The sequence below is a fragment of the Pseudomonas sp. HR96 genome (genome assembly GCF_034059295.1).
In the GTDB taxonomy this organism is placed as follows: Bacteria; Pseudomonadota; Gammaproteobacteria; order Pseudomonadales; family Pseudomonadaceae; genus Aquipseudomonas.
This window is the reverse complement of sequence record NZ_CP139141.1, coordinates 5,495,883-5,515,750: the sequence shown is the minus strand read 5'-3', so window position 1 is coordinate 5,515,750 and position 19,868 is coordinate 5,495,883. Positions and strand designations below refer to the sequence as shown.

The window sequence follows — 19,868 nt, the reverse complement described above, 5'->3', positions numbered from 1 at the left end:
TAAAGCATGGAAATGCGCGCGGATCTTCTGATAGTCGGAGCTGGCATGGTCGGCAGCGCCTTGGCGCTGGCGCTGCGTGACAGCGGGCTGAACCTGGTGCTGGTCGACGGCAGCCCGTTGGACCTGGCGCCATTCGAGGCGCAGGCCGGGTTCGACCCGCGGGTCAGCGCCCTGTCCATGGCCAGCCAGCGCCTGCTGCAGCGTCTGGGGGCCTGGCCGGGCATCCTGGCCCGGCGCGCCAGCCCATATAGGCGCATGGACGTGTGGGACGGTAGTGGCACCGGCCATATCCGATTCGATGCCGCCAGCGTGCACGCCGACGTGCTTGGCCATATCGTCGAGAACCGCGTGGTGCAGGACGCCCTGCTCGAACAATTGCGCGACAGCTCGGTAGGCCTGCTGGCCAATGCCCGGCTGGAGCAGATGCGTCGCTCCGGCGATGACTGGCTGCTGACTCTGTCGGGCGGGCGTTCCCTGCGCGCGCCGCTGGTAGTGGCGGCCGACGGGGCCAACTCGGCGGTGCGTCGTCTGACCGGTACGCCAACCCGCGAGTGGGATTACCTGCACCACGCCATCGTCACCAGCGTGCGCTGCAGCGAGCCGAACCAGGCCACGGCCTGGCAGCGCTTCACCGACGATGGCCCGCTGGCGTTCCTGCCATTGCAGCAGGGCGACGACCGGCATTGGTGCTCCATCGTCTGGTCGACCACCCCGGTGCAGGCCGAGCGCCTGATGAAACTGGACGACCTGGGCTTCTGCCGCGCGCTCGAACAGGCTTTCGAAGGGCGCCTGGGGCAGGTGCTGCACACTGACCTGCGGGTTTGTGTGCCGTTGCGCCAACGCCACGCCAAGCGCTATGTGGCGCCCGGGCTGGCGCTGATCGGCGATGCGGCGCATACCATTCATCCGCTGGCCGGGCAGGGCGTCAACCTCGGGCTGCTGGATGCCGCCGTGCTGGCCGAAGAGCTGGCCGCCGCCCAGGGGCGCGGCGAGGCGCTGGCGGACCTGCGGGTGTTGAGCCGCTACGAGCGCCGGCGCATGCCGCACAACCTGGCGCTGATGGCGGCCATGCAGGGCTTCGAGCGGCTGTTCCAGGCCGACCCACTGCCGCTGCGCTGGCTGCGCAACAGCGGCCTGGGCCTGGTAGAGAGCCTGCCGTCGGCCAAGGCCTTGTTCGTGCGCCAGGCCCTGGGCTTGAGCGGTGATCTGCCGCAGCTCGCCCGGCCTTGAACGCGGCTATGGCCGGTCATCGGCTGGATCGGGCTGCCAGCCGGCCCTGCGGGTCCAACGCTTGCTGGAAAATCTTGTGAAATGTTTCACGGATGCCAGCACCCGGCCTTGCGGCTACAATGCGCGGCATTCGGCGGGTTCGCTCATGGAGAGCGCCTCGCGCCATCGCCACGCCCGGAAGGAGAAACCCATGGGACAGCGTACGCCTCTGTATGACCTGCACCTTGCGCTTGGCGCCAAGCTGGTCGATTTTGGCGGTTGGGACATGCCCCTGCACTACGGCTCGCAAGTCGAGGAGCACCATCAGGTGCGCCGTGATTGTGGGGTGTTCGACGTCTCGCACATGGCTGTGATCGACGTTCATGGCAGTCAGGCCAAGGCATTTTTGCAGCAGCTGCTGGCCAACGACGTCGAGCGGCTGGCCGAAGTCGGTCGCGCGCTCTACAGCGCGATGCTCAACGAGCAGGGCGGCATGATCGACGATCTCATCGTCTACCGTCTGGAAAACGGCTACCGCCTGGTGGTCAATGCCGCGACTCGCAGCAAGGACATGGCCTGGCTGCAGCGCCACGCCGAAGGCATGGACGTGCAGCTGCTCGAGCGCACCGAGCTGGCCATGCTGGCCATCCAGGGCCCCCATGCTCGAGTCAGGCTGGCCGCGCTGCTCAGCCAGGCCCGGGCCATGCTGGTGCAGCAACTGCAGCCGTTCGAAGGGCGCAGCGAGGGCGACTGGTTTATCGCGCGTACCGGTTACACCGGGGAAGACGGCCTGGAGATCGTGCTGCCCGCCGACCAGGCGCCGGGCCTGTTCAACGACCTGGTCGGCGCGGGCATCACGCCGATCGGCCTGGGTGCTCGCGACACCCTGCGTCTGGAGGCCGGCATGAACCTGTACGGCCAGGACATCGACGAACACAATTCGCCGCTGGCCTCCAACATGGGCTGGAGCGTCGCCTGGGAGCCGTCCTCGCGCCGCTTCATCGGCCGTGCGGCACTGGAGCGCGAACAGCGCAGCGGCCCGCGCTCAAGGCTGGTCGGCCTGGTGCTCGAAGAGCGCGGCGTGCTGCGTGCGCATCAGGTAGTGCGCATCGCAGAAATTGGCGAAGGGGAGATCACCAGTGGCAGTTTTTCCCCTACGCTAAGCAAATCCATCGCTCTGGCACGCGTACCCAGCGCCACTGGCGAGCGCGCCGAAGTCGAAATTCGTGGCAAGTGGTATCCGGTGCGCGTGGTCAAACCGACCTTCGTGCGTCACGGCAAGACCCTTGTTTGAATCACCTATCATTATTTGCGGTCCAGCCGCTGACCTGTCGAGGAGCAACCCATGAGCAATATCCCTGCTGAGCTGCGTTTTGCCGAAAGTCATGAATGGGCGCGCCTGGAAGCCGATGGCACGGTGACCGTGGGCATCTCCGATCACGCCCAGGAAGCCTTGGGCGACGTGGTGTTCGTCGAGCTGGCGGAGGTTGGCAAGGTGTTCGCTGCCGGTGATGCGGCAGGCGTCGTCGAGTCGGTCAAGGCTGCTTCGGATATTTACTCGCCTGTGGCTGGCGAAGTGATTGCGGTCAATGACGCACTCACCAGCGAACCCGAGCTGCTGAACACCGACCCTTATGGGGCGTGGATCTTCAAGCTCAAGCCAGCTGATCCAAGCGCAGTAGGCAAGCTGCTGGATGCGGCCGGCTACAAGGCTGCCATCGGCGAGTGAGGGTGCTGTGATGTGGGCGGGGGCCCGGCCCCCGGGAGGCCGAAGGCCAGTTTGGGCTTATAGAAGATCAAACCCTCGCGGGCTGGGCCCGCTCCCACAGTAGGCTGTTACTGCTCGGCGACGGTGTTCTTGGCCAGAATGGCATTGGCCAGGTCCATGTCGCTGGCCTTGAGGCCTGGGTTGTCGCTGCGGACTTTCTGCAAGGCGGCTTCCAGGTAAGGGCCGCGGATGCTGCCATCGCTGGCAACGAAGCTGCTGGCATCGTCCTGCGCGGCGACGATCAGCTTGTGGTGGCGCGAGGTAAGGTAGGTCGAACCTGTGGTTGCACCGGACGACAGTACGTCACGCAGGAACCCATCGGCCATGGCTGAACCAACAGGCAAGGCAATCAAGGCAAGCGTGAGAGCGGCAGTTTTGACACGCATGGCAGGTACTCCGGGGGTGGGTATTGTGAAAGCTTTGATAGGTTTGCCAGGAACGAGTTCCGGGCCGCAACCGGCTTAGTTGCTCAAGGCTCGGGCTGGCCTTTGGCGGCTGCCGGCTCGACCAGCAGGTGTACGTCCTGTTGTTCGACCACCCGCACATGGCTGCCCACCGCTGCATCCGCGCCGCGTGCCAACCATACCCCGTCGCCCACCTTGATCTTGCCGCGGCCGTCGACGATGGCCTCGTGGACCACGAACACCCGCCCTATCAATTCCTGCCCGCGGCGGTTGAGCAGCGGTTGGTCGGTCTCACCGGTCTTGCGCTGGCGGTACCACCAGAATGTCGCCGTCGATACGCACAGCACTGCGAACGCTACAAGCTGCAACGCCCACTCCAGCCCCGGCAGGATGAACACCAGCAGACCCACCGCAGCGGCGGCGATCCCGGTCCAGAGCAGGTAGCCGCCGGCACCGAATATCTCGAGGATCAGCAGCAGCGTGCCGAACGCCAGCCAGTCCCAATAGGTGTGAGCTTGCAGGAGGTTCCACATGATCGGGCTCAGGCTTTCTTGTCGAAGGTGGCCTTGATGAGTTCACCAATGCCGGCCACCGAGCCTACCACCTGGGTGGCTTCCAGTGGCATCAGGATGACCTTGCTGTTGCTGGAGGTGGCCAGCTTGCCCAAGGATTCGATGTACTTCTGTGCCACGAAGTAATTGATTGCCTGGACATTGCCACTGCCGATGGCTTCGGACACCACCTGAGTCGCCCGGGCCTCGGCTTCGGCCTGCCGCTCGCGAGCTTCGGCTTCGAGGAAGGCCGCCTGACGCTCGCCCTCGGCTTCGAGGATCTGCCCTTGTTTCTTGCCCTCGGCCGTAAGAATAGCCGCCGCTCGCAGCCCTTCGGCTTCGAGGATCTGCGCGCGCTTCACTCGCTCGGCCTTCATCTGCCCGCTCATGGCGGCCATCAGGTCGGCCGGCGGGCTGATATCCTTGATTTCGATACGGGTGATCTTGATGCCCCACGGCGCGGTGGCTTCATCCACGGTGCGCAGCAGGCGCTCGTTGATGTTGTCGCGCTGGCTGAGCATGGCATCGAGCTCCATGGAGCCCAGCACGGTACGGATATTGGTTTGCAGCAGGTTGCGCACGGCGTGCTCGAGGTTGTTGACCTCGTAGGCCGCCTGGGCAGTGTTGACCACCTGGAAGAAGCAAACGGCGTCGATCTGCACTGTTGCGTTGTCGGCGGTGATGACTTCCTGCGGCGGGATGTCGAGCACGCTTTCCATGACGTTGATCTTGCGCCCGATGCGGTCCATGACCGGCACGATGAGGTTCAGGCCCGGCTTGAGGGTGGTGGTGTACCGGCCGAAGCGCTCCACGGTCCATTGGTAGCCCTGGGGGACCACCTTGAAGCCCATGAACACGATGGCCACGGCGAGTGCGACGAAGAGCAGTGCGACGCTTCCGATTTGCATGACGGTTACCTGTGGGCAAAAACTGATTGTCGACCCATGCCAGGGTCACCGCCAGCGGGCAATTGTTTCACGACGCGTTGGAGCCATGGAAGTCATACCCGGGGGTGGTACGCAGCACCTCCTCGATGCTGGTGACCCCCGCCGCGACCTTCTGCGCGCCGGCTACGCGCAGGCTGCGCATGCCCTCCCTGCAGGCCTGGCGCCTCAGAGCGGCGACGTCGGTGCCAGCCACGATGCATTCGCGCAGGCTTTCGCCGAGCACCAGAATTTCATACAGGGCCGTGCGGCCACGGTAGCCGGTGTCACGGCATTCCGCGCAGCCGCCGGGATGCCGGGACGAGGCCGGTGGGCGTATCCGCCACGGCCGGGTGAGGGCCTCCCAGGTTGGCACCGGCACCGGCTGCGGCGCACTGCAATGGACGCACAGGGTGCGCACCAGGCGCTGGCCCATGACCCCGAGCAGCGTCGCCTTGAGCAGGTAATGCGGCACCCCCAGCTCGAGCAGCCGGGTGATCGCGCCCGCGGCGTCGTTGGTGTGCAGGGTGGAGAGTACCAGGTGCCCGGTCAGGGCGGCCTGGATGGCCATTTGCGCCGTTTCCAGGTCGCGGATCTCGCCCACCATGATTACGTCCGGGTCCTGGCGCATGAGCGCGCGCAGGCCGCTGGCGAATGTCAGGTCGATATTGTGTTGCACCTGCATCTGGTTGAAGGCCGGTTCGAGCATCTCGATTGGGTCTTCGATGGTGCACAGGTTGATGCGGCTGCTGGCCAGGCGTTTCAGCGCGCTGTACAGCGTGGTGGTCTTGCCCGAACCGGTCGGCCCTGTGACCAGAATGATGCCGTGGGGCTGGCGCAGCAGGTCTTCCCAGAGTGCCAGCTGGCGCTTGGTGAACCCCAGGCTGGCGAAGTCGCGCAGCAGCACCAGCGGATCGAACACGCGTAGCACCATTTTTTCACCGAACGCGGTGGGTAGGGTCGAGAGCCGAAGTTCGACCTCGCCGCCCTGGGGCAGCCGGGTGTGGATCCGACCATCCTGGGGGCGGCGCTTTTCGGCGATGTTCATGCGCCCCAGACTTTTCAGGCGGCTGACCATGGCGGCCAGTATGGTGGGCTGGAATTGCTGGACATCGTGCAGCTGGCCGTCGATGCGAAAGCGCACGCGGCCTTGTTCGCGGCGCGGCTCCAGGTGGATATCGCTGGCGCGCTGTTCGAAGGCATGCTGCAACAGCCAGTCGACCAGGCTGACCACCGGTGCCTCGTCGGCGCCCGGCTCGCCCTCGGCGCCGCGCAGGGCCGGCTCGGGCTCGGCCAGGGGGGGCGGGCTGGCACCGCGCAGCGAGCGGTTGAGCAGGTAGAAATGCTCGGTGCAGCGCTGGATGTCCAGCGGGTTGGCCACCACCTGCTTGATCGGCCGCTTGAGCGCCTGGGCCAGGGCCGGCAACCAGCTGGTGATGAAGGGTTGAGCGCTGGCAATGATCAGCATGGGCGGCTCCTCGGCCACCACCACGATGCCGTAGCGCTGGGCGAAGGGCCCGGGCAGCAGGGCACTGAGCCGAGTGAGTTCGAGGTCGAGCGGGTCGATGCGCCAATAGGCCTGGCCAGCCTGCAGCGCCAGCCACAGGGTCAGGTGTTCCAGGGAGAGGGGCTGCCCCGGGCGGCTCAAGTCATCGAGGCGTTGCTCGGCCAGGTACACCAGGGGGTGGGCTGCGGGCAGGCCATGGCGCTGCTGCAGTACTCGCTCGCCGTCGTCCTGGCCCAGCAAGCCTTGGGTGACCAGCTCAGGCACCAGCCTGGCCAACTCCAGCGGGCGATCGATCGTGTGCGTTGTCATGGCCACCCTGCTTGCCTCTGCAGCGCTTCCCTGCGCTACAACAAGCTTAGGCCAAAGCGCTGGCGTTCAGCCTGGGCAGATCGTTGCTGCAGGTTGCGCAGCGCTGTGAGGCGCCTCAGCGACGCAGCACGTGTTTCCATGCGCGACTCTGAAACACCACCAGCGCCTGCTGCACGCGGGCTTCCAGTACTTCGTCGCTGATGTCCTGCACGGCCAGGTCGCGCAGCTTGTTCAGCTCGCCGAACAGGCGGTCCAGTTCCGGCAGGTCAAGGGCGCCACGGGCGTGGTGCAGCCAGACGAGCAGGCGCTCGATGCGCGGCAGTTGCTCGGCAAGGTCTTCGGGCTGTTGCTGGTAGCGCGACAGCTGCAGGGCGGCGGCTTCTTCGCCAAGGAAGTGGCTGAGCCAGTTGCTCAGCAGCGCAGCACCCTGGCGGTTGCCACGGGTGTTGCGCCCTTCGGTCCAGCTGCGGGCCATCAGCCAGCGAGCCAGGCTCAGGGAGAACTGGCCCCAGCGCACGTCCAGCAGCTCTTCGGCGAACTGCTCGGGCGCGGCCTTGCGCACGTCTTCTTCATCCTGGCCGAACTGCACCAGCGGCCGCCAGTCTTCCAGCAAGGCGTCCAGTGCCAGGCGCAGGTCATGGCTGCTGGCGCGCGGCGCGGCCTGGCCGAGGCTGCCGAGCAGGGCTCGCAGCTCACTGAGCTGTTCGACCCATTCCACCAGCAGGCGCCAGTGGCCGTTGAAGCGATACTGCTCGGCCAGGCGCTGGCTGCTGCCCAGCAGGTGCCAGGCCAGCGCGGTGAAGGCGTCGTCCAGCGGCATCTCGGCGCTCAGCGCAGGTGCCGGCAGGCTGAGGGCGTAACTGCCCGGATCATTGAGGCGGTAGCCGCGCTCGGCCTTGCTGATGTCGCAGGGCATCAGAGCGAGTTTTTCTGCAAGTTCGGCGGCCAGCTCCAGCAGCGCAGCAGGTTCGCCCTCGCGCAGCTCGAGCTCCAGCTCGCAGATTTCCTCGGACTGCTTGCCAACGATGACCTTGCCCAGGTCCAGCGCCGCTTCGATGACGACCTTGGCCTTGCCACGGCCCCAGGCAATTTCTGCGCGTTCGCGAACGAAGTCGGTGGTGAACATCGGCTTGATGGTTTTCTTGTCGAGCTCGGCCAGCTGCTCGGGCCAGCAGTCGCCGTCGAGCTTCTTCAGGTCCAGCTTGGCCTTGGCCAGCGGCCAGTCATATTCGTTGCGCTCGGACAGCCCGGCAACGCTCTGACCCTTGGTCTTGAGCGTCTGGATGATCTCGTCGCCGTCCCGGCGCAAGCGCAGCGCAACCTTGGCGGCGGCCAGCTCATGGTCCGGGGTGTCGAAGTACTGGTTGAACAGTTCGCGACGTTCCCAGCCACTCTTGTTGCGTTTTTTCAACAACGGATGGTCGCGCAGGGCGGCGAGGGTTTCGCGGCTGACGCGCAATTTGATTTCGGTTTCTTTCTGCATGGCTGGGGGGATCACAAATAGGGGTGCAGGTATCTGCTGAGGCCGTGCAGTGTACAACACTGGCCGCATCGCAGCGGCAGACGGTTTCTTCGCGCCGCTCATTGGCTCTATGATGGGCCAAGCCCGAGGAAAACCGCCATGCCGTTGCCGAGCCTCAAAGACCAGTTCGCCGCTCTGATCGCCGCGCCTTCGGTCAGCTGCACCCAAGCCGACCTGGACCAATCCAACGCTGCAGTCATCGAGCTGCTCGCCGGCTGGCTGAGCGAACTGGGTTTCGCCTGTGACATCCAGACGGTCAAGCCCGGCAAGTTCAACCTGCTCGCCACCTATGGCAGCGGCCCAGGTGGCCTGGTGCTGGCCGGGCACAGCGACACGGTGCCGTTCGACGACAAGCTGTGGCACAGCGACCCGCTCAAGCTGACGGAGATCGACGGCCGCTGGGTGGGCCTGGGCAGTTGCGACATGAAAGGCTTTTTCGCCCTGGTGATCGAGGCCGTGCGCGAGCTGGTCGGCCAGCCGTTCCGCCAGCCGCTGCTGATTCTGGCCACCTGCGACGAAGAAAGCTCGATGTCCGGGGCCAAGGCCCTGGCGGCTGCCGGCCGGCCCCTTGGGCGCGCTGCGGTGATCGGCGAGCCGACCCGGCTCAAGCCGATCCGCCTGCACAAGGGGGTGATGATGGAGCGCATCGATATCCTCGGGCGCAGCGGCCATTCCTCCGATCCAAGCCTGGGCCACAGCGCGCTGGAGGCCATGCACAGTGCCATCGGCGAACTGATGGGGCTGCGCAGCCAGTGGCAGCGCGAGTACAACAACCCGCAGTTCAGCGTGCCGCAGCCGACCTTGAACTTCGGCTGTATCCATGGCGGCGACAACCCCAACCGCATCTGCGGCCAGTGCTCGATGGAGTTCGACCTGCGCCCGCTGCCGGGCATGGACCCACAGGTGCTGCGCGCGGCGATCCGCGAGAAGTTGCAGCCGTTGGCCGAGCGTCATCAGGTGCAGATCGACTACGCGCCGCTGTTCAGCGAGGTGCCGCCCTTCGAGCAGGCCGCCGACGCCGAGCTGGTGCGGGTCGCCGAACGCCTCACCGGGCATCGCGCCGAAGCGGTGGCCTTTGGCACCGAAGCGCCGTATTTTCAGAAGCTCGGCTGCGAAACCCTGGTGCTGGGCCCCGGCGATATCGCCTGCGCCCACCAGCCTGGGGAATATCTTGAAATGTCACGTTTGCAGCCTACAGTGCGTCTGTTAAGGCAACTGATCGAACATTACTGCCTGACACCGGTCAGTGCCTGACCATCTGTTTGTTTTTCTGTGATGACGAGGAGCGTGCGCGTGTTGCCAGACCTGTTACGACGATAACGCCAACGGTGCGTTTTCATGTTTGCGTCCATCTTCTACAGGTTCTCCATTCAAGGCTTTGCGTTCATGCCCGAATACGTCAATTGGCTTCGCCACGCGTCTCCCTACATCAATGCCCACCGTGATTGCACCTTTGTGGTGATGCTGCCCGGCGAGGGGGTCGAGCACCCCAACTTCGGCAACATCGTCCACGACCTGGTGCTGCTGCACAGCCTGGGCGTGCGCCTGGTACTGGTGCACGGCTCGCGCCCGCAGATCGAAAGCCGTCTGGCCGCCCGCGGCCTGCAGCCGCACTACCACCATGGCCTGCGCATCACCGATGCGGCGACCCTGGAATGCGTCATCGACGCCGTTGGCCACCTGCGCATTGCCATCGAAGCGCGCCTGTCGATGGACATGGCGTCCTCGCCCATGCAGGGCTCGCGCCTGCGAGTCACCAGCGGCAACCTGGTCACGGCGCGGCCGATCGGTGTGCTCGAAGGCGTGGATTACCATCACACCGGCGAGGTGCGTCGCGTCGACCGCAAGGGTATCAATCGCCTGCTCGACGAGCGCTCCATCGTGCTGCTGTCGCCACTTGGCTATTCGCCGACCGGGGAAATTTTCAACCTGGCCTGCGAGGACGTCGCCACGCGTGCGGCCATTGACCTGGGGGCCGACAAGCTGCTGCTGTTCGGTGCCGAACCCGGGCTGCTCGACGCCAATGGTCACCTGGTGCGCGAATTGCGGCCGCAGCAGGTGCCAGCCCATCTGGCACGCTTGGGCAGCGACTACCAGGGCGAGTTGCTGGATGCCGCTGCCCAGGCCTGCCGTGATGGCGTGCCGCGCAGTCACATCGTCAGCTATGCCGAAAACGGCGCGCTGCTGACCGAGCTGTTTACCCGCAACGGTGGCGGCACGCTGGTGGCCCAGGAGCAGTTCGAGCAGCTGCGTGAAGCCAACATCGAAGACGTCGGCGGCCTGCTCGACCTGATCAGCCCGCTGGAAGAGCAGGGCATCCTGGTGCGCCGCTCGCGCGAGGTGCTGGAGCGCGAGATCACCCAGTTCAGCGTGGTCGAGCGCGAAGGCATGATCATCGCCTGTGCGGCGCTGTACCCGATCGCCGACTCGCAGGCCGGCGAGCTGGCCTGCCTGGCGGTCAACCCGGAGTACCGCCATGGCGGGCGCGGCGATGAGCTGCTCGAGCGCATCGAGGAGCGGGCGCGGGCGCAGGGGCTCAATACCTTGTTCGTGCTGACGACGCGTACCGCGCACTGGTTCCGCGAACGCGGGTTCATTCCCAGCGGCGTGGAGCGGCTGCCGGCAGCCCGCGCCTCGCTGTACAACTTTCAGCGCAATTCGAAGATTTTCGAAAAGGCGATCTGATCCTCCCGGCCGGGTGATCTTCAGCAGGATCAAACCCGGCCTGATGGCCGCTCGGGGGCTTTGCCCCCTCACAGATCAGCGTGTTGCGACCCTGGCGATCAGTTGCTGATCGCCAGAATGCTTGCCTGATACGAGCCGACGAACACGTCGAAGTCGCCTACCTCGTTCTGCTCCAGTTCCGACTGCGCGGCGATGGAGGTGCGCGCCAGCTGTTCGAAGTGGCTCTGCTCCTCGACGCTCAGGGCCTGCCCGCGGAAATGCTCGGCGTGCAGCTTGCTCTGGCGCAGGGAGAACTGGGCGAAGCTTTCCTTGTGCTGGGCCATGCTCGCCAGCACCTGGGCCGAGGGCGTCAGCGACGGGTCGGCGACCTTGGCGCGCTGGGCGGCCAGGGCCTGGGCGTGGCTTTCGCCGTCCTGGCTGCGATCGAGCAGGTCGGCCAGCGGAGCGATACGCTCGAGCAGTTCGGTGGCCCAGGCCTTGAGCTCCACCGGCTGGCCGTCGCGGTTCAGGGTCAGGCCCGGGCGCCGGCCTTCCTTGACCACGCTGAGGAAGTTGACGGCACTGCCGCCGCATTCGCCAGGTGGCAGCTGCGGGCTGTCTTCCAGCGCGCAGAACAGCAGGAAGGCATCGATGAAGCGCGACTCGGTCAGGTCGATACCCACCGGCATGAACGGGTTGATGTCCAGGCAGCGCACTTCCACGTACTGCACGCCACGGGCCATCAGCGCCTGGATCGGCCGCTCGCCGGTATAGGTCACGCGCTTGGGGCGGATGTTGGAGTAGTACTCGTTTTCGATCTGCAGGATGTTGGTGTTCAGTTGCACCCACTCGCCATCCTTGTGCGTGCCCACTTCGACATAGGGCGCATACGGCGTGGCTACCGCCTTGCGCAGGCTGTCGGTGTAGCTGGCCAGGCCGTCGTAGCAGGGTGTCAGGCCGGCCTGGGCATTGCTCTGGTAGCCCAGGTCGCTCATGCGCAGGCTGGTAGCGTAGGGCAGGTACAGGGTGTCGGGGTCCAGCTGCTCGAGCTGGTGCGCCTGGCCACGCAGGAAGCCTGCGTCCAGCGCCGGCGAGGCGCCGAACAGGTACATCAGCAGCCAGCTGTAACGACGGAAATTGCGGATCAACGCGATGTAGGCCGACGATTGATAGTCGCGGTCGTCCTGCTGGCTGCCCTCGGCGGCCTTGAGCAGGGGCCAGACCCGTTCCGGCAGCGAGAAGTTGTAGTGGATGCCGGCGATGCACTGCATGGTACGGCCGTAGCGCAGCGCCAGGCCCTGGCGATAGACGTACTTGAGGCGGCCGATGTTCGAGGTGCCATAGTAGGCGATCGGGATGTCTTCCTCGGCCGGCAGCGGGCACGGCATCGAGGGGCTCCACAGATATTCGCTGCCCAGTTTGCTGTAGGCGAAGCGGTGGATGGTTTCCAGCTGGGCCAGGGTCGCGGCCGGGTCGGTCAACGCCGGAGTGATGAACTCCAGCAGGGACTCGGAATAGTCGGTGGTGATCAGTTCGTGGGTCAGCGCCGACCCCAGGGCCTCGGGGTGCGGGGTTTGCGCCAGCCGCCCTGCCTCGGTGACGCGCAGGCATTCACGCTCTATACCATGCAGGCACTGGGCAAGCAGGGAGAGGTTGGCAGGCTCGCCGAGCAAAGCCAGGCGGCGGTTGAGAAGTTCGCTCAAGTTGGATTCCTTCACGCGTCAGTCGCCCCGATATGGGGGTGGAAATGACGGTCTGCAAGGGTGAAGACAAAAGGAACCGGCGTGGTCGCCTGGTCACGATCAAAGCAGCCCGTAGCTACAACCTTGGGCCACGCTGCGCGCTGGAGATTCCGGCACCGCATACACAATGCCGAAATTACCTTAGAAACACTTGGCGGTCACTAGAGTACGGCGAAGGTCCCTTGCGCCTTGGCAATCAGCTTGCCGTCCTGGCGCACGTCGGCTTCGACCACCAGCGTGCGCCGGCCGGCATGCAGCACCGTGGCGACGCACAGCGCGTCGCCCTCGCTGATGGCCCGCATGTAGTTGATCTTGCACTCCACCGTCACGCTTTGCTGGTCGAAGCCATGGCTGGCCGAGCAGGCCAGGCCCATGGCGGTGTCCACCAGGCTGAAGATGGCGCCGCCGTGCATCTTGCCCAGGCGGTTGCGCAGATGCGGTTCGAGCGTCAGGCTGACCTCGGCCACTCCGGCTTCGTCCAGGCGCAGCACCCGGCAGCCCAGGGTGCGACTGTAGGCGCTCATCACCTGCTCTTCGGTGAAGTCCATCAGCGCTTCTTCAGTTGCTTGGCGTTGGCGAACAGCGAGGCCATGGCGTTGTTGGCCGGCGCCGGAGTTTCCCTGGGTTTGGACGCCGCCGCTGGCGGACGCTGGGCCGAGCCGGGGCGCGAGCCGCGGGCACCGTCGACCTTCTCGCCGGGGGTGTCGCCCATGCGCATGGACAGGCCGACGCGCTTGCGCGGGATGTCCACTTCCATGACCTTGACCTTGACCACATCGCCAGCCTTGACCGCTTCGCGCGGGTCCTTGATGAACTTCTCCGACAACGCGGAGATATGCACCAGGCCGTCCTGATGCACGCCGATGTCGACAAATGCTCCGAAGTTGGTCACGTTGGTCACCACGCCTTCGAGGATCATCCCCGGCTGCAGGTCCTTGAGGTCTTCGACGCCTTCCTGGAACTCGGCGGTCTTGAACTCCGGACGCGGGTCGCGGCCCGGCTTGTCGAGCTCCTGGAGAATGTCGGTGACGGTCGGCAGGCCGAAGGTTTCGTCGGTGAATTTCTTCGGGTCCAGGCGCTTGAGGAAGCTGCTGTCGCCGATCAGCGAGCGGATATCACGGTCAGTCTGGCGGGCGATCGACTGCACCAGCGGGTAGGCTTCCGGGTGCACGGCGGAGGCGTCCAGCGGGTTGTCGCCGTTCATCACGCGCAGGAAGCCGGCAGCCTGCTCGAAGGTCTTTTCACCCAGGCGTGGCACTTTCTTCAGGGCGGCGCGGGTCTTGAAGGCGCCGTGTTCGTCACGGTGCGCGACGATGTTCTGCGCCAGCGTGCTGTTGAGCCCGGAGATGCGCGCCAGCAGGGCCACCGAGGCGGTGTTGACGTCGACGCCCACGGCGTTCACGCAGTCTTCCACCACTGCGTCGAGGCCGCGCGCCAGCTTGAGCTGGGAAACGTCATGCTGGTACTGGCCGACGCCGATGGATTTGGGGTCGATCTTCACCAGCTCGGCCAGCGGGTCCTGCAGGCGGCGAGCGATCGACACGGCGCCGCGGATCGACACGTCGAGGTCCGGGAATTCCTTGGCCGCCAACTCCGAAGCCGAGTACACCGAGGCACCCGCCTCGGAGACCATGACCTTGGTCATTTTCAGGCCCGGGTATTTCTTGATCAGCTCGGCGGCCAGCTTGTCGGTCTCGCGGCTGGCGGTGCCGTTGCCGATGGCGATCAGATCGACCGCGTGCTTGGCGCACAGCGCGGCCAGCACGGCGATGGTCTGGTCCCACTGGTTCTTCGGCACGTGGGGGTAGACCGTGGCGTAGTCCAGCAGCTTGCCGGTGCTGTCCACCACGGCGACCTTGCAGCCGGTGCGCAGGCCCGGGTCCAGGCCCAGGGTCGCGCGGGGGCCGGCCGGCGCGGCCAGCAGCAGGTCGTGCAGGTTGTGGGCGAAAACGTTGATGGCTTCGGTTTCGGCGCCATCGCGCAGTTCGCTCAGCAGGTCCGTCTCCAAATGGGTGTAGAGCTTGACTTTCCAGGTCCAGCGCACCACCTCGCCCAGCCACTTGTCGGCGGGACGGTTCTGGTTTTTCACACCGAAATGCTCGCCGATCATCATCTCGCACGGGTGCAGGGTGCCCGGCAGCTCTTCGCCGACCTTCAGCGTGGAGCTGAGAATGCCCTCGTTGCGCCCGCGGAAAATCGCCAGGGCGCGGTGCGACGGCATGCTCTTGAGCGGCTCGTCGTGCTCGAAGTAATCGCGAAACTTCGCCCCTTCCTCTTCCTTGCCCGGCACCACCCGTGCGGTCAGCACGCTTTCCTGATGCAGGAAGCCGCGCAGCTTGCTCAGCAGGCCAGCATCTTCGGCGAAGCGTTCCATGAGGATGTACTTGGCGCCCTCGAGGGCCGCCTTGGCATCGGCCACGCCTTTTTCGGCGTCGACGAAGCGCGCCGCTTCGGCTTCGGGGTTCAGGCCAGGGTCGGCGAACAGGCCGTCGGCGAGTTCGCCGAGGCCGGCTTCGAGGGCGATCTGGCCCTTGGTGCGGCGCTTCTGCTTGTACGGCAGGTAAAGGTCTTCGAGGCGCGTCTTGGTGTCGGCTAGTTTGATTTCGCGGGCCAGTTCAGGGGTCAGCTTGCCCTGCTCCTCGATGCTGGCGAGGATGCTCAGGCGGCGCTCGTCCAGTTCGCGCAGGTAGCGCAGGCGCTCTTCCAGGTGACGCAGCTGGGTGTCGTCAAGGCTGCCGGTGACTTCCTTGCGGTAACGGGCGATGAACGGCACGGTCGAGCCTTCATCCAATAGCGCGACGGCCGCTTCGACCTGTTGTGGGCGGACGCCGAGTTCTTCGGCGATGCGGCTGTTGATGCTTTCCATAAAACCACCTGAGCAAAAGTGAATGCAGGGCCGGCGGCCGTGGCTGACCGGCGACCCCTGGAAGTTGCCTGACGCAAGGGCGGCGCATTATACCCGGCGAGCCGCGCGAGGGGGGATTGGGCCTGGGCCTTGAATAATTGCTTTCATGGCGTTCCAGGAAAAATCTGCTAACAATGCACTCAATACGGCGGTCGATGGCTAGGCCATAATACGCGCCGAGCTTAAAGGAGCCAGCCATGAGCAGCACAAGCACTGCACTAACCGCCGAAGGCGACAAGATCCTCATCGTCGACGACGATCCGGGCATCGCCAACCTGCTGGAGCGATTCTTTACCACCAAGGGTTACCGCGCCCGTGCGGTCCCCAACGCCGAGCAGATGGATCGCCTGCTGGCGCGTGAAGTCTTCAACCTGGTCGTGCTGGACGTGATGCTGCCTGGCGAGGACGGCATGTCGGCCTGCGCGCGCCTGCGTGCTGCCAACAACCGCATACCGATCATCATGCTCACCGCCAAGGGCGATGAAATGGCCCGCATCGAAGGCCTCGAGCTGGGCGCCGACGACTACCTGGCCAAGCCCTTCAACCCCAACGAGCTGCTGGCCCGGGTTAAAGCAGTGCTGCGCCGCCAGTCGCCGACGGTACCCGGCGCGCCGGGCTCCGAAGACGAGCTGGTCAATTTCGGCGACTACGAGCTGTCGCTGGCGACCCGCGAGCTCAAGCGTGGCGACAAGGTGCACATGCTCACCACTGGCGAATTCGCCGTGCTCAAGGCGCTGGTGATGCATGCCCGCGAACCGCTGACCCGCGACAAGCTGATGAACCTGGCCCGTGGTCGTGAGTGGGACGCCCTGGAGCGCTCCATCGACGTACAGATTTCCCGCCTGCGGCGCATGATCGAACCCGACCCTTCCAAACCCCGCTATATCCAGACGGTCTGGGGCGTGGGCTATGTGTTCGTGCCGGATGGTAATGCGGGCAAGTAAGCATGACCTTGCCGGGGCGTGTCAGGCGGCCCGGCAACGTCCCGCCCGCAGCGCTCGTTGCGCCATGATTGCGGGCGAGATTGTGGGCAAATTTGCGGGCAAGATAGCGGGAAAACCTCGCTCCCGCAGACCCTGTGGCTGTCCTTTATGAAAACCCCTGTCTGGTTCCCGCAAAGTTTCTTCTCCCGCACCCTGTGGCTGGTGCTCATCGTCGTGCTGTTCTCCAAGGCACTGACCCTGGTGTACCTGCTGATGAACGAGGACGTGCTGGTCGACCGCCAGTACAGCCACGGGGTGGCGTTGACCCTGCGCGCCTATTGGGCCGCCGATGAAGAGAACCGCGGCAGGATCGCCGACGCCGCCGGGCTGATCCGCGTCATTGGCGTCGGCGTGCCGGAAGGGGAGCAACATTGGCCCTACAGCGAGATCTACCAGCGACAGATGCAGGCCGAGCTGGGCGAGGACACCGAGGTGCGCCTGCGCGTCCACGCCCCGCCGGCGTTGTGGGTACAGGCGCCCAGCCTGGGCCCGGGCTGGCTGAAGGTGCCGTTGTACCCGCACCCGTTGCGCGGGCAGAAGATCTGGAGCGTGCTTGGCTGGTTCCTGGCCATCGGCCTGTTGTCCACTGCGTCGGCCTGGATCTTCGTGCGCCAGCTCAACCAGCCGCTCAAGCGCCTGGTGTTCGCCGCCCGGCAACTGGGCCAGGGGCGCAGCGTGCGGCTGCCCATCAGCGACACCCCCAGCGAGATGGCCGAGGTATACAAGGCGTTCAACCAGATGGCCGAGGACGTCGAGCAGGCCGGGCGCGAGCGCGAGCTGATGCTGGCCGGTGTTTCCCACGACCTGCGAACGCCGCTGACTCGCCTGCGCCTGTCATTGGAGCTGATGCCCAGCGACAACGACCTGACCGACGACATGGTCCGCGATATCGAAGACATGGACGCCATCCTCGATCAGTTTCTCGCCTTCATCCGCGACGGTCGGGATGAGGCCATCACCGACGTCGACCTCAGCGAGCTGGTGCGCGACACCGTCCTGCCGTTCAACCAGCCGGAGCAGCGCGTCAGGCTCAATCTGGCGCCGATCCCGCCGTTCCCGTTGCGCCGCGTGGGGATCAAGCGCCTGCTCAACAACCTGATCGGCAATGCCCTGTATCACGCCGGCAGCGACGTCGAAGTGGCAGCCTGCGTGTCCGGCGATGCCAACGCACCCTATGTGGTGCTCAGTGTGCTGGACCGAGGCAATGGTATCGACCCCGCCGAGCTGGCTGGCATCTTCGACCCGTTCATTCGAGGCGACAAGGCGCGCACCGGCAAGGGCACGGGTTTGGGGCTGGCGATCGTCAAGCGGATTGCCGCCATGCACGGCGGCAACGTCGAGCTGCGCAACCGCGCAGGGGGTGGGCTGGAGGCGCGGGTGCGCCTGCCGCTGGGGCTGATGCTGCCGCGCGATGCGGTTTGAGGGCACCCCGCGATCGCGCTGAATCAGCCTTTGCCCTTGGTTCGCGCCAGGTTCGGGCCGCCATTTTTCTCCAGGTATTCGATGATCATGCCAGCGACATCCTTGCCGGTGGTGACCTCGATGCCCTCGAGCCCCGGCGAGGAGTTGACCTCCATCACCAGCGGGCCATGGTTGGAACGCAGGATGTCGACCCCGGCCACGCTCAAGCCCATCACCTTGGCGGCGCGAATGGCGGTCATGCGCTCCTCGGGGGTGATCTTGATCAGGCTGGCGCTGCCGCCACGGTGCAGATTGGAGCGGAACTCGCCGGGCTTGGCCTGACGCTTCATCGAGGCGATGACCTTGTCGCCCACCACGAAGCAACGGATGTCGGCGCCGCCGGCCTCCTGGATGTACTCCTGGACCATGATGTCCTGCTTGAGGCCCATGAACGCCTCGATCACCGATTCCGCCGCCTTGGTGGTTTCGCACAGCACCACGCCAATGCCCTGGGTGCCCTCGAGCACCTTGATCACCAGCGGCGCGCCGTTGACCATCTGGATCAGATCGGGAATGTCGTCCGGCGAGTGAGCGAAGCCGGTGACCGGCAGGCCGATGCCGCGCCGTGACAGCAGTTGCAGCGAGCGCAGCTTGTCGCGCGAGCGGGCGATCGCCACCGACTCGTTGAGCGGGAACACGCCCATCATCTCGAACTGGCGCAGCACCGCACAGCCATAGAACGTGACCGAGGCGCCAATGCGCGGGATGACGGCGTCGAACGGCCCCAGGGGCTTGCCGCGGTAATGGATCTGCGGCTTGTGGCTGGCGATGTTCATGTAGGCGCGCAGGGTGTCGATGACCACCATTTCATGGCCACGCTCGGTACCAGCCTCTACCAGACGACGGGTGGAATACAGACGCGGGTTACGCGACAGCACAGCGATTCTCATGCAACACCTGTGGAGGAGGAAGTAGTGACCGGAAACACCGGCTTGTCCTGAACGTATTTGAGACCCGGGTTGACCACCAGGTGGCCGTCGATCAAGGCCTTGGAGCCCAGCAGCAGGCGGTAACGCATGGCCTTGCGTGACGCAAGGGTGAACTGGACTCTCCAGCTCAGATCACCGAGCGCGAGAGTCGTGCTGATCACGTAGCGAATTTCCGAGTGGCCGTTGGAGCTCTTGATGGTTTTCATGGCCACCAGCGGTGCTTCGCAGCGCCGATGGCGCAGTTGCACGACGGTGCCCAGGTGGGCGGTGAACCGCACCCACTCCTGGCCGTCGCGCTCGAACAGTTCGATGTCCGTGGCGTGCAGGCTGGAAGTGCTGGCGCCGGTGTCGATCTTGGCCCGCAGGCCGGCAACGCCCAGTTCGGGAAGCGCCACCCACTCGCGCAGGCCGATTACGGTCAAATGGTCAAATGTCTTCAAATGGATCAGCCGGCGGTCAAATGGGAAATGGGGCAGCGGGTTACGCAGGTGCGCTCTTCAGGCACTCTAGCCGGAACCGACGGTGGTTGCATCCGGCGGCTAGGGTAGTAAAGTTTCATTAAATTTTTTAGCGGAGCAGCACGTTGGCGCAAAAAGAATTGGAAGACGACAAGGTTCGCCTCGACAAGTGGCTGTGGGCGGCGCGCTTCTACAAGACTCGCGCCCTGGCCAAGGCGGCCATCGAAAGCGGCAAGGTGCACTGCCGTGGCGAGCGTTGCAAGCCGAGCAAGGAGCCACGAGTGGGGGACGAATTGCAGATCCGCGCCGGTTTCGACGAGCGCACCGTGGTGGTTCAGGCCCTGTCGATCGTGCGCCGCGGCGCCCCTGAGGCGCAGACGCTGTACGCCGAGACCGAGCAGAGCCTGGCGCGCCGCGAGCAGGCCGCCGCACAACGCAAGGCCGGCGCGCTCGGCGTCGAAACCGACGGCAAACCGACCAAGAAACAGCGCCGCCAGCTGTTCGACTTCCAGGGCCGAGCCCGGGACGTCTGA

At 65.3% G+C, this 19,868-nt stretch carries 18 protein-coding genes; 8 read left to right on the top strand and 10 right to left on the bottom strand.

The window, feature by feature from the left end; translation table 11 throughout:
- Nucleotides 1-12: 12 nt before the first annotated feature.
- From SFA35_RS24670 to gcvH, 3 genes are all read left to right on the top strand, one after another.
- Nucleotides 13-1,230 (top strand): 2-octaprenyl-3-methyl-6-methoxy-1,4-benzoquinol hydroxylase, encoded by a 1,218-nt coding sequence (locus SFA35_RS24670; RefSeq protein WP_320573681.1) that lies wholly within the window; start codon nucleotides 13-15, stop codon nucleotides 1,228-1,230.
- A gap of 190 nt (nucleotides 1,231-1,420) precedes the next feature.
- A complete protein-coding gene (gene gcvT, locus SFA35_RS24665) occupies nucleotides 1,421-2,503 on the top strand; it encodes a glycine cleavage system aminomethyltransferase GcvT (protein ID WP_320573679.1) in 1,083 nt (360 codons plus the stop codon).
- A 51-nt stretch (nucleotides 2,504-2,554) separates the two neighbouring features.
- On the top strand, nucleotides 2,555-2,938 hold the full coding sequence (gcvH, locus tag SFA35_RS24660; protein WP_320573677.1) for a glycine cleavage system protein GcvH: 384 nt from the start codon (nucleotides 2,555-2,557) through the stop codon (nucleotides 2,936-2,938).
- A 107-nt stretch (nucleotides 2,939-3,045) separates the two neighbouring features.
- On the opposite strand, the gene SFA35_RS24655 is transcribed toward gcvH, so the two are convergent.
- The 5 genes from SFA35_RS24655 to SFA35_RS24635 form a co-directional block, all read right to left on the bottom strand.
- Nucleotides 3,046-3,363 (bottom strand): DUF2388 domain-containing protein, encoded by a 318-nt coding sequence (locus tag SFA35_RS24655; RefSeq protein WP_320573674.1) that lies wholly within the window; start codon nucleotides 3,361-3,363, stop codon nucleotides 3,046-3,048.
- Between the two features lie 83 nt (nucleotides 3,364-3,446).
- On the bottom strand, nucleotides 3,447-3,914 hold the full coding sequence (locus SFA35_RS24650; RefSeq protein WP_320573672.1) for an NfeD family protein: 468 nt from the start codon (nucleotides 3,912-3,914) through the stop codon (nucleotides 3,447-3,449).
- 8 nt (nucleotides 3,915-3,922) lie between these two features.
- Nucleotides 3,923-4,840 carry an SPFH domain-containing protein gene (locus SFA35_RS24645; RefSeq protein ID WP_320573670.1) on the bottom strand — a complete coding sequence of 306 codons (918 nt, stop codon included), beginning with the start codon at nucleotides 4,838-4,840 and terminating at the stop codon, nucleotides 3,923-3,925.
- Between the two features lie 67 nt (nucleotides 4,841-4,907).
- Nucleotides 4,908-6,671 carry a GspE/PulE family protein gene (locus tag SFA35_RS24640; protein ID WP_320573668.1) on the bottom strand — a complete coding sequence of 588 codons (1,764 nt, stop codon included), beginning with the start codon at nucleotides 6,669-6,671 and terminating at the stop codon, nucleotides 4,908-4,910.
- Between the two features lie 115 nt (nucleotides 6,672-6,786).
- Nucleotides 6,787-8,154, bottom strand: a complete 1,368-nt coding sequence (locus tag SFA35_RS24635) for an inorganic triphosphatase (protein WP_320573666.1) — start codon at nucleotides 8,152-8,154, stop codon at nucleotides 6,787-6,789.
- A gap of 138 nt (nucleotides 8,155-8,292) precedes the next feature.
- On the opposite strand from SFA35_RS24635, the gene argE reads away from it, so the two are divergent.
- Both argE and argA read left to right on the top strand, forming a co-directional pair.
- Nucleotides 8,293-9,447 (top strand): acetylornithine deacetylase, encoded by a 1,155-nt coding sequence (gene argE / locus SFA35_RS24630; RefSeq protein ID WP_320573664.1) that lies wholly within the window; start codon nucleotides 8,293-8,295, stop codon nucleotides 9,445-9,447.
- 132 nt (nucleotides 9,448-9,579) lie between these two features.
- Complete coding sequence (gene argA, locus SFA35_RS24625) at nucleotides 9,580-10,878, top strand: amino-acid N-acetyltransferase (RefSeq protein ID WP_320579212.1); 1,299 nt, start codon at nucleotides 9,580-9,582, stop codon at nucleotides 10,876-10,878.
- A 98-nt stretch (nucleotides 10,879-10,976) separates the two neighbouring features.
- On the opposite strand, the gene gshA is transcribed toward argA, so the two are convergent.
- The 3 genes from gshA to SFA35_RS24610 all read right to left on the bottom strand — a co-directional run bounded on the left by gshA (nucleotide 10,977) and on the right by SFA35_RS24610 (nucleotide 15,465).
- Nucleotides 10,977-12,560, bottom strand: a complete 1,584-nt coding sequence (gene gshA / locus SFA35_RS24620; protein WP_320573662.1) for a glutamate--cysteine ligase — start codon at nucleotides 12,558-12,560, stop codon at nucleotides 10,977-10,979.
- A 200-nt stretch (nucleotides 12,561-12,760) separates the two neighbouring features.
- A complete protein-coding gene (locus tag SFA35_RS24615) occupies nucleotides 12,761-13,147 on the bottom strand; it encodes a PaaI family thioesterase (RefSeq protein ID WP_320573660.1) in 387 nt (128 codons plus the stop codon).
- The gene (locus SFA35_RS24610; RefSeq protein ID WP_320573657.1) at nucleotides 13,147-15,465 is read right to left on the bottom strand and encodes a Tex family protein; all 2,319 of its coding nucleotides are present in this window, start codon (nucleotides 15,463-15,465) and stop codon (nucleotides 13,147-13,149) included. The genes SFA35_RS24615 and SFA35_RS24610 overlap by 1 nt, the downstream gene beginning before the upstream one ends.
- 236 nt (nucleotides 15,466-15,701) lie before the next feature.
- Here SFA35_RS24610 and ompR point away from each other — a divergent pair, with 236 nt between their 5' ends.
- The gene (gene ompR / locus SFA35_RS24605; RefSeq protein ID WP_320573655.1) at nucleotides 15,702-16,448 is read left to right on the top strand and encodes a two-component system response regulator OmpR; all 747 of its coding nucleotides are present in this window, start codon (nucleotides 15,702-15,704) and stop codon (nucleotides 16,446-16,448) included.
- A gap of 147 nt (nucleotides 16,449-16,595) precedes the next feature.
- Nucleotides 16,596-17,909 carry an ATP-binding protein gene (locus SFA35_RS24600; RefSeq protein WP_320573653.1) on the top strand — a complete coding sequence of 438 codons (1,314 nt, stop codon included), beginning with the start codon at nucleotides 16,596-16,598 and terminating at the stop codon, nucleotides 17,907-17,909.
- Nucleotides 17,910-17,932: 23 nt separating this feature from the next.
- Here SFA35_RS24600 and rimK read toward each other — a convergent pair whose 3' ends face one another.
- Entirely contained in the window at nucleotides 17,933-18,838 is a 906-nt protein-coding gene (gene rimK, locus SFA35_RS24595) for a 30S ribosomal protein S6--L-glutamate ligase (protein ID WP_320573651.1), read from the bottom strand.
- Nucleotides 18,835-19,317, bottom strand: a complete 483-nt coding sequence (locus SFA35_RS24590; protein ID WP_320573650.1) for an ATP-dependent zinc protease — start codon at nucleotides 19,315-19,317, stop codon at nucleotides 18,835-18,837. The genes rimK and SFA35_RS24590 overlap by 4 nt, the downstream gene beginning before the upstream one ends.
- Nucleotides 19,318-19,460: 143 nt before the next feature.
- Between SFA35_RS24590 and SFA35_RS24585 the strand changes: the two genes are divergently transcribed.
- Nucleotides 19,461-19,868: an RNA-binding S4 domain-containing protein gene (locus SFA35_RS24585; RefSeq protein ID WP_320573649.1), complete on the top strand. Its 408-nt coding sequence runs from the start codon at nucleotides 19,461-19,463 to the stop codon at nucleotides 19,866-19,868.

Coding starts and splice junctions, on each gene's coding strand:
- SFA35_RS24670 (WP_320573681.1), top strand. CDS start 13: ATGCGCGCGGATCTTCTGATAGTCGGAGCTGGCATGGTCGGCAGCGCC.
- gcvT (WP_320573679.1), top strand. CDS start 1,421: ATGGGACAGCGTACGCCTCTGTATGACCTGCACCTTGCGCTTGGCGCC.
- gcvH (WP_320573677.1), top strand. CDS start 2,555: ATGAGCAATATCCCTGCTGAGCTGCGTTTTGCCGAAAGTCATGAATGG.
- SFA35_RS24655 (WP_320573674.1), bottom strand. CDS start 3,363: ATGCGTGTCAAAACTGCCGCTCTCACGCTTGCCTTGATTGCCTTGCCT.
- SFA35_RS24650 (WP_320573672.1), bottom strand. CDS start 3,914: ATGTGGAACCTCCTGCAAGCTCACACCTATTGGGACTGGCTGGCGTTC.
- SFA35_RS24645 (WP_320573670.1), bottom strand. CDS start 4,840: ATGCAAATCGGAAGCGTCGCACTGCTCTTCGTCGCACTCGCCGTGGCC.
- SFA35_RS24640 (WP_320573668.1), bottom strand. CDS start 6,671: ATGACAACGCACACGATCGATCGCCCGCTGGAGTTGGCCAGGCTGGTG.
- SFA35_RS24635 (WP_320573666.1), bottom strand. CDS start 8,154: ATGCAGAAAGAAACCGAAATCAAATTGCGCGTCAGCCGCGAAACCCTC.
- argE (WP_320573664.1), top strand. CDS start 8,293: ATGCCGTTGCCGAGCCTCAAAGACCAGTTCGCCGCTCTGATCGCCGCG.
- argA (WP_320579212.1), top strand. CDS start 9,580: ATGCCCGAATACGTCAATTGGCTTCGCCACGCGTCTCCCTACATCAAT.
- SFA35_RS24615 (WP_320573660.1), bottom strand. CDS start 13,147: ATGGACTTCACCGAAGAGCAGGTGATGAGCGCCTACAGTCGCACCCTG.
- SFA35_RS24610 (WP_320573657.1), bottom strand. CDS start 15,465: ATGGAAAGCATCAACAGCCGCATCGCCGAAGAACTCGGCGTCCGCCCA.
- ompR (WP_320573655.1), top strand. CDS start 15,702: ATGAGCAGCACAAGCACTGCACTAACCGCCGAAGGCGACAAGATCCTC.
- SFA35_RS24600 (WP_320573653.1), top strand. CDS start 16,596: ATGAAAACCCCTGTCTGGTTCCCGCAAAGTTTCTTCTCCCGCACCCTG.
- rimK (WP_320573651.1), bottom strand. CDS start 18,838: ATGAGAATCGCTGTGCTGTCGCGTAACCCGCGTCTGTATTCCACCCGT.